Annotated in this window: 12 protein-coding genes; 6 read left to right on the forward strand and 6 right to left on the reverse strand. The window is 41.9% G+C overall.

The features are described from left to right. Nucleotides 1-1,191 precede the first annotated feature (1,191 nt). Entirely contained in the window at nt 1,192-2,364 is a 1,173-nt protein-coding gene (locus tag GVK91_RS21950) for an acyl-CoA dehydrogenase family protein (RefSeq protein WP_159731345.1), read from the reverse strand. Nucleotides 2,365-2,489: 125 nt separating this feature from the next. On the opposite strand from GVK91_RS21950, the gene GVK91_RS21955 reads away from it, so the two are divergent. Then, nucleotides 2,490-4,019 (forward strand): aldehyde dehydrogenase family protein, encoded by a 1,530-nt coding sequence (locus GVK91_RS21955; RefSeq protein ID WP_153848129.1) that lies wholly within the window; start codon nt 2,490-2,492, stop codon nt 4,017-4,019. Nucleotides 4,020-4,038: 19 nt separating this feature from the next. Then, on the forward strand, nt 4,039-5,328 hold the full coding sequence (gene lat, locus GVK91_RS21960) for an L-lysine 6-transaminase (RefSeq protein ID WP_153848130.1): 1,290 nt from the start codon (nt 4,039-4,041) through the stop codon (nt 5,326-5,328). A 61-nt stretch (nt 5,329-5,389) separates the two neighbouring features. Here lat and GVK91_RS21965 read toward each other — a convergent pair whose 3' ends face one another. The 3 genes from GVK91_RS21965 to GVK91_RS21975 all read right to left on the reverse strand — a co-directional run bounded on the left by GVK91_RS21965 (nt 5,390) and on the right by GVK91_RS21975 (nt 7,740). After that, nucleotides 5,390-6,157, reverse strand: coding sequence for a suppressor of fused domain protein (locus tag GVK91_RS21965; protein WP_200845683.1), 768 nt, complete (start codon nt 6,155-6,157; stop codon nt 5,390-5,392). Nucleotides 6,158-6,236: 79 nt separating this feature from the next. Further along, the gene (locus GVK91_RS21970) at nt 6,237-6,641 is read right to left on the reverse strand and encodes an energy transducer TonB (protein WP_159731349.1); all 405 of its coding nucleotides are present in this window, start codon (nt 6,639-6,641) and stop codon (nt 6,237-6,239) included. 115 nt (nt 6,642-6,756) lie between these two features. Continuing rightward, entirely contained in the window at nt 6,757-7,740 is a 984-nt protein-coding gene (locus GVK91_RS21975) for a hypothetical protein (protein WP_153848133.1), read from the reverse strand. A 225-nt stretch (nt 7,741-7,965) separates the two neighbouring features. Here GVK91_RS21975 and GVK91_RS21980 point away from each other — a divergent pair, with 225 nt between their 5' ends. Genes GVK91_RS21980 through GVK91_RS21995 form a run of 4 tightly spaced genes read left to right on the forward strand, consistent with a single transcriptional unit; the run spans nt 7,966 to nt 10,142 of the window. After that, nucleotides 7,966-8,472 (forward strand): GbsR/MarR family transcriptional regulator, encoded by a 507-nt coding sequence (locus GVK91_RS21980; protein WP_159731351.1) that lies wholly within the window; start codon nt 7,966-7,968, stop codon nt 8,470-8,472. 4 nt (nt 8,473-8,476) lie between these two features. After that, entirely contained in the window at nt 8,477-8,839 is a 363-nt protein-coding gene (locus GVK91_RS21985; RefSeq protein ID WP_153848134.1) for a hypothetical protein, read from the forward strand. Nucleotides 8,840-8,843: 4 nt separating this feature from the next. Further along, a complete protein-coding gene (locus GVK91_RS21990) occupies nt 8,844-9,224 on the forward strand; it encodes a hypothetical protein (protein WP_075990933.1) in 381 nt (126 codons plus the stop codon). 27 nt (nt 9,225-9,251) lie between these two features. Continuing rightward, entirely contained in the window at nt 9,252-10,142 is an 891-nt protein-coding gene (locus tag GVK91_RS21995) for a TIGR01777 family oxidoreductase (protein ID WP_153848135.1), read from the forward strand. Between the two features lie 33 nt (nt 10,143-10,175). Here GVK91_RS21995 and GVK91_RS22000 read toward each other — a convergent pair whose 3' ends face one another. Together GVK91_RS22000 and GVK91_RS22005 are read right to left on the reverse strand one after the other, a co-directional pair. Beyond that, nucleotides 10,176-12,287, reverse strand: coding sequence for a type IA DNA topoisomerase (locus GVK91_RS22000; protein WP_153848136.1), 2,112 nt, complete (start codon nt 12,285-12,287; stop codon nt 10,176-10,178). A 111-nt stretch (nt 12,288-12,398) separates the two neighbouring features. Continuing rightward, nucleotides 12,399-13,757, reverse strand: coding sequence for a deoxyguanosinetriphosphate triphosphohydrolase (locus GVK91_RS22005; RefSeq protein ID WP_153848137.1), 1,359 nt, complete (start codon nt 13,755-13,757; stop codon nt 12,399-12,401). Nucleotides 13,758-13,846 lie beyond the last annotated feature (89 nt).

A 13,846-nucleotide genomic window follows, 5' to 3' on the forward strand; every position in this document is an offset into this window, starting at 1 on the left:
TCCGCTATATTCCGATAGGCATTGCGCCCCTCTTTATCGTTTTGTTTTCCCCTTCGTTTCCGTTGGGACTGCAAAGGTAGAAATCTTTTTTGAACTTCCAAAAACTTTTTCAAGTTTTTTTTCTTTTTCTTTTTTTCGATTTCCGCGTTTAAAATAAACTGAGCGGGATCTTAAATCCTGTCAGGCTTCTCTTAAACCCTTCTTTTTTCATCGTTCCCTCTTTCGGGGTAACCGTTCCTCCCTTGCGGAGTGGTGCAAAGATAGGGAGTTTTAACAATCACTTCCAAGCCTTTTGTTCTTATTTATTTCGTTTTGTCCCTAACTGCCTGTAACGGTGCGAGATTCTTTTTGTAAAACAGGTGATCGGAGGGCCAGGATGGCTGATCCGGCAGCCAGATTGGGCCTTCGGAGAACCCCAGGTCATCATATATAGTATGGAGGCAGGCTTCGCATCGGATCTATTACCAATTTCGTTCAACTTTTGTTCCTAATTAAAAGGGATATTACAGGGATATTACAGGGGGTTAACAGGGGGTTAGCAGGGGTACAACTCCTATTAACCCCCTGTTAAAGCGGTGCTATAGTGCTGTTAATTACAAATCAGTATACAATTTGAACATAAGCAACGTAACAACAGAGCTCCGCAGCGTTTAATACCATCGATATACATAATAGAGATAGGACGTGACAGCGAACCGCAACCGCAGCGGAATAGAGGATGGCGGAACCAGTCTAAAGTAAACCTTGATCAATTCTCATTTTGGTATAGCTTTTACTTAGGGTTTACTTAGGGTTTAGTTAGGGTTAGTTTAGGTATAGCTTAGGTTATACCTAAACTAACCCTAACCAAAAGCTAACTAAATACCAATTAAAATCTAGCTTAAAGAAGAACTAAATAAAAGCGAATAAATAGAACACTACATAAATAGCCCTATAAGTGTCCCAGCATCCAACCAGAATCGCCATGATATAGGCATTTTTTATGAAAACGTTAGCCTGTTATCCGTTTTGGAGACTGCTCATTATAGCGCGACGGTATGAGATTAAGAATAAATAAGTCTATACGGACCGAAGATTTATTTTGGCAATAGCAAAGCCTGCACAAACTATACGATGCTTTATTGGATAAAAATTCACTAAAGCATCGTATAGTTAATCCCCGTGGAGGGTGTGTTGGATCAAAGAAAATGATTAAGAAAAAGCGTTCAGCCCCGTAATATCTTGTCCTGTGATTAATAAATGAATATCATGCGTCCCTTCATAGGTAACTACAGACTCTAGGTTCATCATATGCCGCATTATTGGAAAGTCACCAACAATCCCCATTCCGCCAAGGATTTGCCTAGATTCACGCGCTATCTGCAGCGCCATATTCACATTGTTCCGCTTTGCCATGGAGATTTGCTGTGGAGTAGCACGCCCCTCATTCTTGAGCAGCCCTAAACGCCACGACAACAACTGCGCCTTGGTAATTTCTGTCAGAAATTCCGCTAGCTTCTTTTGCTGCAATTGAAAACCAGCAATTGGTTTATCAAACTGATGTCGCTCCAACGCATATTGAACAGCAGTTTCATAACAGTCTATTGCTGCTCCAATCACTCCCCATGAAATTCCATAGCGGGCCGAATTCAAGCAGGAAAGCGGTCCCCGCATTGAATTTACAGCAGGAAGCACATTTTCCGCAGGGATATAAACATCATGAAAAACCAATTCACCTGTTTTGGAAGCGCGCAACGACCACTTATGTAAGGTCTCGGGAGTTTCAAAACCAGCCATTCCACGCTCAACAATTACTCCCCGCACTTTTGCGGACTCATCTCGTGCCCAAACGACGGCAATATCACAGACAGGCGAATTTGTAATCCACATCTTTGCCCCATTTAATAAAAAACCATCTCCTTTTGCCGTCAATTTCGTTTCCATTCCACCCGGATCAGATCCATGATTAGGCTCAGTAAGCCCAAAAGACCCGACCAACTCGCCGGATGCCAACCCCGGTAAATATTTACGACGCTGCTCCTCGCTGCCATACGTATAAATGGGAAACATCACCAAAGAGGACTGCACCGATGCTGCAGAACGAATTGCCGAGTCACCGGCTTCCAGTTCCTGCATAATCAAGCCATAAGAAATCTGATCCAATCCCGCCCCGCCATATTCAGCAGGAATATAAGGCCCCAAAGCTCCAATTGCCCCCAATTTAGGCATCAACCCCCCAATAGCGCGATGTTCCTGTGCCGCATCTTCAATGAAAGGCTTGATCTCTGTTTTCACAAAATCACGGACAGACTGCCGTATCAGTTTATGTTCTTCGGACAATAAATCGTCCACTTGGTAATAATCGATATTAATCTGTTTGATCATGATATAGTCTACATTAGCTTATCTAAGATAATGATTATTTCTCACTGAACAATATTCAGAACAAACTTGTCAACAAAAAATTTATTTCATATATTTAAACTATTCCACGAATAAAATAAACCATCATGATAAAAGTAGCGCTTAAAACACTTGGAATATCTTCCCAGAATTTAGGATCATCAACTGGACAGCAATGGTTTTCCGAAGGTAAAGAATTCGAATCCTTTTCACCTGTCGATGGAAAACTCATCGCAAAAATAAAAGGCAGCAATCGTAAGGACTATGAAGCGGTCATTAAGCAGGCCGGAGATGCATTTTTACAATGGCGCCTACTACCTGCCCCAAAAAGAGGCGACATCGTTCGCCAACTGGGAGACAAGCTCCGGGAGCTTAAACCCATTCTCGGAAAATTAGTTTCCTATGAAATGGGTAAATCTTACCAAGAAGGCATGGGGGAAGTGCAAGAGATGATCGATATCTGCGACTTTGCGTTAGGCCTATCCCGCCAACTGTATGGTAACACCATCCACTCGGAACGCCCCGGGCACCGCATGTACGACCAATATCACCCTTTGGGCGTCGTAGGTATTATTACAGCGTTTAATTTTCCGGTGGCGGTATGGGCATGGAACACCGCTCTCGCCCTGGTCTGCGGCAACACTGTCGTCTGGAAACCCAGCGAAAAAACACCGCTATGTGCCATAGCTTGCCAAAAATTACTTGCAGAAATCCTACACAACAACGGGCTGCCCGAGGGAATATCCAACCTCATTATGGGCGACAGAGAAGTTGGCGAGTGGCTTTCGGCAGACAACCGCATAGCTTTGATTTCTGCAACAGGATCCACGCGCATGGGAAAAGAAGTCGCCGTCACCGTAGCACAACGCCTCGGTAAAACACTTTTGGAACTCGGCGGAAACAATGCGATCATCGTTACTCCAGACGCAGACTTAAAAATGACCATCATCGGCGCTGTATTTGGTGCCGTGGGTACAGCCGGACAACGCTGTACAAGTACCCGAAGACTTATTATCCATGAGCACATTTATGACAATGTCAAAAAACAACTGACCAAAGCTTATGGTCAGTTAAAAATTGGTGACCCTTTGGACACGAAAAATCATGTAGGACCATTGATCGACAAAGCCGCCGTAAAATCATACTTAAACGCACTGGACAAAATTAAAACACAAGGGGGAAAAATGCTGATCAAAGGAAAGGTACTTGAAGGCAAGGGGTACGAAAGTGGCTGTTATGTGCAGCCTGTCATTGCCGAAGTCGAAAATCATTATGAAATCGTACAGCATGAGACCTTTGCCCCTATTCTTTACTTAATCAAATACAAGGGAGATATCGGTGCGGCCATAGACCTACAAAACAGCGTCGCACAGGGATTGTCTTCTGCCGTCATGACGAACAACCTACGGGAAGCCGAGCTATTTCTGAGTGCTGCTGGCTCTGATTGTGGTATCGCCAACGTCAATATCGGCACATCAGGAGCCGAAATCGGAGGTGCTTTTGGAGGCGAAAAGGAGACTGGCGGAGGTCGGGAATCTGGGTCGGATGCCTGGAAAGCCTATATGCGCCGTCAAACAAATACCATCAATTATACGACTGACCTACCGTTGGCACAAGGTATCAAATTTGATTTATAAACCATTTAGACACAAAATTATGAGCAACGTACATGAAAGATTAAGCAAACATATATTGGCTGATGGATTTCCTTTGGTTATGGATATGGAAAAATCCCATGGTTCTTATGTCGTGGATGAAAATGGAGATGAATACCTCGATATGTTCAGTATGTTTGCTTCCATGGCCGTGGGTTACAATCATCCACATTTGGTCAAACAACGTGACTTCTTAGGCAAAATGGCCGTCAATAAACCAGCCATGTCGGATATTTACCCAAAAGAGTTTGCTGATTTTGTCGACACTTTTGACCGCGTAGCCATACCGAAAGAACTCTCTTATGCCTTTTTCATCTCGGGCGGAACACTCGCCGTGGAAAATGCTTTAAAAGCTGCCTTTGACTGGAAAACAAGGCTTAATTTTGCACAGGGAATACAAAAGGAAGCCAGCCAGGTCATTCACTTTAAACAGGCTTTTCATGGTAGATCCGGTTATACCCTATCATTAACAAATACACAAGACCCCAGAAAATACCTTTATTTTCCAAAGTTCAACTGGCCACGCATTACCAATCCGAAGTTGAGCTACCCCTTAACAAGCGAACATATCGATCAGACGATTGCTTTGGAGGAAAAGGCTGTCTCTGAAATACACCAAGCCCTTGCCGCCAACCCCAACGATATTGCCTGTATCATTATTGAACCGATACAGGGTGAAGGTGGCGACAACCATTTTCGAAAGGAATTTTTCGTACAGCTTCGTCAAATCTGTGATGAAAATCAGATCCTATTGATTTTTGACGAAGTACAGACTGGATTGGGTATTACGGGGAAAATGTGGGCTTACCAACATTACAACGTAATTCCCGATATCATTGCCTTCGGCAAAAAAGCACAGGTATGTGGTATACTGGCGAGTAAGGAAAAATTTGATCAGGTGGAACATCATGTCTTTAAAGAATCCAGTCGTATCAATTCAACATTTGGTGGCGATTTTATGGATATGCTCCGCTTTAAATTAATTCTTGAAGTCATAGAACAAGAAAATCTGGTTCAAAATGCAGCAGAAAAAGGGCGCTATCTACAAGATAAGCTCCAGGAACTGTTAGCGAAAAAACCGCAGCTGTCCAATTTACGAGGCGAGGGTTTATTCGTTGCATTGGATTTCGCATCGGAAGCTGCACGCAATGAATTTATCAAAAATGCCTATGCAAATAAACTGATTATGTTAGGCTGTGGAGAGAAAAGTATCCGTTTTAGACCGCACCTTAATGTGAGTTATGAGGATATTGATAAAACGATAGCAATTATAGAAAAGAGTATTTCCTAAAAAATAAGCAATGCTAAAAAGCTTCAATGTAGCCTATAGCATTGCTTATTTTTTTTATAAACTATCTATCTCTACATACATTGGGACGGTCAATATCGACCAGTTCTGAAATTCCATACTCATCAAACAGGTCTAAGAGTGCATCTGTACCCTCTTCAAGTTTGTAATCCATCTCTTCTTTATATACAGGGATCATTGCATAAAAATTGATCAGATTACCATCTTTGGTTTTTAACTCCAAAAATTCCTCATCAAAACTTAGCATAGGTGGAAGCAGCAACATACAACCGAAACCAGTATTTGCAATATCCTCGGCTTCCATCCCATTGGGAATGGTATGCCCATATCCCAACCAGGTTTTATATTCATGGGGAAACCGTGCTAATCTTTTCAAAAAATAGACCGGCCAATAATTGTTATCATCCTGAAATTCCTCTTCTCCGATCTTCCAATCTGCAGGCAACACGACCACTAGCTCCGCCCGCTCATAAGCCTCTTTGTTTTCCACTTCATCTGGAACATGCATGGCCAAATCACTCATGCCCGACGTAACCAATATATGGTATGGATAGTTTGCACTTGGTTTAATCCAATGTACATCGATATGAACAAGTTCGGAGATAATCTCATGGAACACCATATCGGGTTCGGCAATATATTTGGTCAAATGCTCCTCGATTTCATCCAGATAGACACATTGTACCTCGGGGAATAAGTTTTTTGGATCCTTATCATCAGATTGATCTTCATAACGGTAGACCGTAGACCCTCCAGCAGTAATTTCTGTATCTTTTTTTTCGGACGGAGATTCTTCCTCTTCGCCGCTCATAATTTTTTTGACTTTATCCCAAAATGACATATTATCTTATAAAAGGTGAAAATTTAAGCTATTCTTTTGCTTTTCAAATTTATTCGATCACAGCAACTACAGGTTGCCTAAATCTTGTTTTAACTGGTTTTCCCTTGACCTGTCCCGGCATCCATTGCGGCGATCTGCGCATGGCAGACAACACAGCCTTTGCAAACTCGGGACTCACTTTATCGGGATTCTCGATTTCAATATTACAGATCGCCCCATCTTCACAAACAATAAATTTCAGAATTGCCGTCTGTCGAGATCCGTATTTTGCATAGGCCACACTGTCCATTGCCCTGATTGTTCCCGACAAATCCAGGTTATTTTGCAAAAATCTGGACCAGGCCACCACCCCGCCCTTGAAATAGGGAAAATCATCAACGTTCTGCGCAATACTATCTGCAGGAATATCCCGTTTAGCAATCACTTGTGCACTTGCGGAAGTACACAATACCATAAAAAGTAGAATTGAAAAAAAAGTCTTAAATCCCGTTAAATACATAACCTATCCTATCCATAATCGTACCATTTAACGCTTGTATAAGATAATTTATTGCTTTAAATACTCCGGACTAATTGAGCGGCATAGCAACCTCTGCAACAAACGCCCCTGTTTCATCAACAAGAAAACTGATCGGATGCTCCGGATTTTTAATAATCTCGAATAAAGTCAATCCCCAAGGTTTCCAAAAATTTTCCAAAACTTGGCCATAAGTCTTATTTTGCCAATGATCAAAGATAGGTTTCATCGACATATCTGCTAATGGCATAGGTTCAACATAGACTTTTTGCGGGGTGTTTAGATAGGTATAATCTGGCAGACGGTTAAATAAGTAGGCTGAATAAAAATAGCGTGCACACAATTCTTCAAACTGGATCGGGTGTAATGTTTTGCCCGCAATGACTTTGAGAATATCTTCGTGATAAATATTGTTTGTAGCATTATCTTGAAGACAGGCAACTACAGCAAAGTCCTTCATACGGATCGAGAAGATCAAGGTATTGATTTCATCACGATACATAAATGTATCAGGTGCATTCTCAACAGGTACAACAACCAATGAAAATGGGAATGTATTTTCAAACTCCATCGGTACAACCAGAGACTGTAACATCGCATGTAGATTCGTAAAACGCTGCGCGAGTGCCTGAGAAAAGTTCATATCTTCACCAGAAGCTTTTTGCTGCTGAATTCCCGCAAGAATTTCATTAAAAACCACCCCATAGATAATTTTTGTCATCCATTGAAACAATAGTAATGGATCCAACTGTTTGACGGCTTCATAGCCTTGTTCAAACGACTGTTCTACCGCACGCTCCATTTGCTCAATAGCTTCGGATGCAGCCATGGAACAGGGTAGTTTCAACGATTTGTAAGTAACCAGATTCTCATCCAGCATTTTAAAAGGTTTATCTTCCAATTGAAAAGATTTCATCATCCATACAGGAAACACCTGAATGGATTCTTCTTCCGACTGAAGCTTATTCCCTGTTAAAAAACAAATATCTGAATCAAACTGAAATTGTTTGAATGGATTATACAAAGTTGTCGCCATAATGCTGGCAAAGTTAAAACAAATCGAAAAGCCCGCAAGAAAAGCAAATTCTTATTACGATATGGTGACTTGCATCTTTAAACTTATTTTATTTTCAGAAATTATTGAAAATACAAAAACTTTAAATACCTTTGATATAGGCAATCACAAAAAAGGATGGGAAAGCCGATCGGTTCAATAGTCCGATAAAAACAAATTGAGGTATTGGCAAAAAATAAAAACACGATGGAATTACAACAAGCAAAACAACAGTTCATAGACACCTGGGGCGCATTAGGTTCTGAATGGGGGATCAACAAATCTGTTGCTCAGGTTCATGCCCTACTCCTTTCCGCAAGCAATCCCATGTCTACAGATGAGATTATGGAAAAGTTGGTGATCTCGCGCGGGAATGCCAATATGAGTATCCGGCAATTGATCGATTATGGTATTGTCTACAAAAAACATATTGCTGGTGATCGAAAGGAATATTTCGTTGCAGAGAAAGAGGTCTTAAAATGGGCGATGAAAATTGCGGTGATGCGTAAGCAGAAAGAGCTTGACCCCGTTATGGATATTCTAAAGGATATAAGCCGAAATACCGAAAAGGACCAGACAGCAGAAGGCAAGGAGTTCCATAAAACGGTAAAGGACATCCAAAATCTGACGGATCAACTCGAAACTATTGCCAACAAGATTTTCAATACAAGCGGCGGAGATTTATTAATCAAATTGATTAAACTAATGATGTAGCGTCATGAACTTCAATATCCTAGCGTACGCAATCTACGGCCTGCTCACCTGTTATATTATTCTTTGGGTCGGTCGGTTATTCCATAAAAATGGTCGGATTTTCATCCTATCGCTTTTCCGCCAGGAGGTCAACTTGGCCGATACGACAAATAATTTATTGCTGCTGGGATATTACCTACTCAACATCGGATATGCAATCCTGCAATTTAGTTATTGGCGACAAATTGAATCATTTGATGAAATGATCAGCAGCATTGCCTTTAAAACAGGACGATTACTTTTTGTCCTTGTTGGGTTACATTACTTCAATATGCTCAGTATTTACTTTTTCGCAAAAAGAAAGAATTCATTAACCATTAAACATTAATATCATGGGAAATTTAACAGTTATCGGGTACTTTATCTACTTACCCATTGCAATAGGATTAACCTATTATGTTGCCTACGTGCTTTTTAAAAATAGCATTGTTTACATGAATGATATCTTTGCCGGTAGGCCGGAGGTAGCCCATGCGACGAATAATTTATTTCGCATCGGATTCTACCTCATGAATTTAGGATTTGCACTCTATATACTTGAAATCAGCCTGTACAAGCCGAGCATTCAGGAACTCATTGAGCGTCTGAGTTATAAAATCGGTGGATTTAGCATATATCTTGGTGTAATGCTCTTTCTTAATATGTTTCTCTTCTTTAGAGGCAAACGGATTGCAAAACAACGAAGAAACATGGATACAACCTTCAATGCATAATTAAAACAGACTGCAAATACACTTGTCATGAATAAAATAGTCATCGCTGGAGGAACAGGTTTTGTTGGACAATATCTTTCCGAGAGATTTCGTACATTAGGCTATCAGGTGATCATCATTGGCCGTCGGCCGGGCAATATCCTTTGGACCGATCGATCCGCTATTTCCGATTCACTGGAAAATGCAGCGATGCTAATCAATCTAGCCGGAAAATCTGTCAACTGTCGGTATAACGAAAAAAATAAGGCCGAAATATTTTCTTCACGAACAGCAACGACTACGCTTCTCGGGGAGCTCATAGCAGGCTGTACCAATCCACCAAAGCTATGGCTAAACGCGAGTACCGCTACCATCTATCGTCATGCCGAAGATCATCCAATGACAGAAAGTTCGGGGGAGATCGGAACAGGTTTTTCCGTTGATGTTGCAACATTATGGGAAAAGACTTTCTTCGACTTCAAATCGGAAAAGACAAGACAGGTGGCACTTCGGATGGCGATAGTTTTGGGCGCGGATGGAGGGGTTATCCTTCCTTTTAAAAATCTTGTACGTGCCGGACTAGGGGGTATACAGGGAAATGGTCAGCAATATTTTAGCTGGATTCATATTGAAGATCTATTTCAGCTTATTTTGTTCTTAAAAGGTCATGAGGATTTGGATGGTGTCGTTAATTGTGCGGCACCCAACCCGATTATGAATAAGACTTTTATGGCAACTTTTCGACAGGTAATGAACCGTAAAATTGGCCTACCATCTCCAAAATGGCTACTGGAAATAGGTGCGGTTTTAATCGGGACGGAGACAGAGCTGCTTTTAAAAAGCCGTTGGGTATTACCTGAAAGGTTGGAGAACAGTGGATTTACCTTCCAGTTTCCAACGATTTCAACTGCTTTGCAGGATATTCTGCAGCGGGGATAAAAACCGAAAAGATAAATACGTGGGGTAAACCATTTATCCCACGTTAACCTTGAAATTTTCAAATACAAGCGGCGCAGTGACAATGGCGCCCTCGTTATTTTTTACGCCTTTAAACTCGGAGGTTTTTCCTTTCTCCAATAGGTTCTTCATCTCTTTTTCGTCCAGAAAGATACCATTTAATGTCCGCCAGATCTTAAAATCACATCCACGGGCATAATGGTCGCACTGGGCTACTTTATCGTAGAGCAAAATCAATCCCTTCTCACATTTCGGACATTTTATCTTTCCTTTTTGTTGAGGTTTAACTTCCTCTTGTGCGAGAGAAATCCGCAGTGTCAACAATTCTTTTGTGATTTTGGCCGTATAGTCCTTAATATGTTTCATAAAAACATCATAAGACACTTTATTGGCCCGCATTTCCTCCAGCTTCTGCTCCCATTTACCGGTCAAAGTTACTTTGGCAATGGAACGATCTTTTACAAGATTGTATACCGCAAGCCCCTTTTCCGTTGGAATCAGTTTTTTCTTGTCGCGCTTAATATAATCACGTTGAAAAAGTGTTTCGATGGTTGCAGCACGCGTAGCAGGTGTACCAAGTCCACAGTCCTTCATGGCCTGTCGCATCTCATCGTCTTCAATTTCCTTTCCCGAGGTTTCCATGGCCTTCAATAACGAAGCTTCGGTATGTATGGGTCTTGCTTTGGTAAAACGTTCGGCAAGTTCGAGGGTCAGAACCTGCAATAATTCCTCGGCTAATAGCTTCGGTAATTGCGCATTTTCATTATCCTGATCGTCATTGTTTTTATCTTCATCAGGCGCTTCGATCTGCTCCGCGGAAAGGCGCCAGCCGTACTGCTTGATCACAGTACCTTTGGCGATAAGTTCAACTCCCTGCGCATCAATTGTCACGGTGGTAATATCTTTTATACAAACTTCCGAGAAACTTTCCACCATACGCTTGGCAATCATATTGTAAACGTTCTGTTGCTCTTTGAGCATGGGCCCCGGTTTTTCATCCGTCACCAACAAAGCGTGGTGATCTGTTACCTTTTTGTCATCGACAGAACGTTTGTTCAATTTTGCACCGATCAGGTTTTTTGCAATCGACGCGATGGATTCATCTGCGGTATCTGCTAAATGTTGAAAAAGTGCGCCAATTTCTTCAAAAACATCCTCACCGATGTAACGGGAACCCGTACGCGGATAAGTGATGACCTTCTTTTCGTAAAGTGTTTGTGCGATATTCAGTGTCTGATCTGCCGAATAACCATATTTTTTATTTGCATCCTGTTGCAGCGATGTCAAATCAAACAGCAAGGGCGGCTGCTCTTTTGTTTCTTTGGCTTCCACCTTTGCCACACGGGCATTGGAACCAACGGTCAATCGCGCAATGGTTTGCTCGGCAACATCTTTTTTATCGATCTTATTGGAGGTTGCCTTAAAACTGATATTGTCTTTTTCAAACCCAGCCTGAATTTTATAAAATGCCTGGGGTTTAAAGTCTTTGTTTTCCAGATAGCGCGAACAGATCATGGCCAAAGTTGGTGTCTGTACGCGACCCAAAGAAAGTAATCCTTTATTCCCCGCCGCCAAGGTGATGGCCTGCGTCGCATTGATACCGATGAGCCAGTCCGATTCCGAACGTGAGCGGGCAGACATGTATAGACTATCATATTCCGTACCTGCTTTCAAATTGGCAAATCCTTCTTTAATGGCCTTATCTGTTTGGCTCGATATCCAAAGGCGTTTAAAAGGCACTTTAGAACCCAAAAAATAATATATATTACGAAAGATCAATTCACCCTCACGTCCAGCATCGGTAGCCACAATGATTTCTTCGGCCTGTTCCAAAAGGGATTTTATGGTGTTGAGTTGCTTAACTGCTCCGGTATCGTCCATCTGCTTGCCATCACGCTTCACCTTCTTCGACTCCAGCTTAAATGTTGGTGGAATGATCGGCAAGTTCGAGATTGTCCACGAATTGTATCCATAAGCCTGTGGCGTACAGAGTTGAACCAAATGACCAAAAGCATACGTAAAAGCGTAGCCATTGCCGGCGATATAACCGTCTTTGACTTCCTTCGCCCCCATCACTCGAGCTAGATCACGCGCCACGGAGGGCTTTTCAGCAATTACAACCTTCATTTTAGATATGAGATGTTAGATTTTAGATCCGAGACTTTAGGATAATACCTCCTGGTATTACAGCTAGTCTCAATTTAATATTGATGTTTTACCCCTTTACCTTAAACGTCCCTATTCTATTGATGGTATCGTTATTCCCTGGATCTTACGATAAAGTTCAATGGCATAAACATCGGTCATTCCGGAAACAAAGTCTAAAACACAGCGAATTTTCGAATACGAATCTTGTTTTTCCGTATAAAATTGTGCTGGAATTAAAGCGACTAGTTTCTTATCGTAATTATTTTTGTTCTTCTTAAGATACGCCGGAACAAACTCTTTTAATAATGCATCCATCACCCGGTAACCGGCAATTTCAATCTGAACAACTGTTGGAGCGTTGTAGATTTTTGCGATGGAAATTTTAGAAATTTTGTTCATCTGCGTGACAATCTCCTCATCAAGGGCGTCCATCAAAGCTGATCCGAAAGTTCCCGATAAAAACTTGTCCTGTTCCCGGACAAAGACATCAACACACCCCTTAATCAAGGTATTGATCGCTTTGGCACGCAACAATGCTACGCGGCTCGGGGTATCCAGCAATCCATCGAGCCTGTCACGAAGATTCTCTTTACCACATAGCGGCAATAGTAATTCTTCCACTTCTTGATAGGACAATATTTTAAGATGATGAGCATCTTCCAAGTCAATAATATTGTAACAGATATCATCTGCAGCCTCCACGAGATAAACCAAGGGATGTCTCAGATAGCCCTTTGGATTAGAGGGATCTTTTAATAGTCCCAATTCATTGGCAACCTTCTCAAACGCCTTTTGTTCTTCTGTAAAAAAACCATATTTCTTGCGGTGATGGTTCTTCTTAAGGTGGCCATCAATTGCCAGACAGGGGTATTTTACAATGGAAGCCAGGGAAGTATAGGTCAATGCAAAACCTTTGGGATCCTTGCCCTGGAAGGCATGCGTCAGAATCCGTAGGGCATTTGCATTTCCTTCAAAGTGGGTCAGATCTGCCCATTCTTCGGCCGTGACCTGCTCTTGGTATTTACGTCCATCTCCATCCGTGAAATACGTGGATATGGCGGATTCACCCGAGTGACCAAAGGCAGGGTTGCCCAGGTCATGTGAAAGACATGCCGCCGAGATAATATTTCCGACTTCTTGCAGAAAAGGGTAATCATTATCCAGGTTTGGGTTTTCCTCTTTCAGCTGCGCATAAAACATACGCCCCAAAGAACGTCCCACACTGGCAACTTCTAAACTATGTGTCAATCTATTATGCACGAATACAGCGCCAGGAAGTGGAAAAACCTGCGTCTTATTCTGTAATCTCCGAAATGGGGATGAAAAGATCAAACGATCATAATCCCGTTGAAATTCCGACCGGGCCACAAGGTAACTATCTACGCTCCGATCTTCGTAACCCCAGCGCTTTGCAGAGAGCAAATCTTTCCAATTCATTTTTTCAGACATAGCGCAAACTTAGATAAATTTGCCTTCAAATACAATTATAATCATAGGATACAGATTTAGGAATTACCCGAATGACTGTCCGCATATCG

The sequence above is a fragment of the Sphingobacterium sp. 18053 genome, assembly GCF_902706145.1.
Lineage (GTDB): Bacteria > Bacteroidota > Bacteroidia > Sphingobacteriales > Sphingobacteriaceae > Sphingobacterium > Sphingobacterium paramultivorum.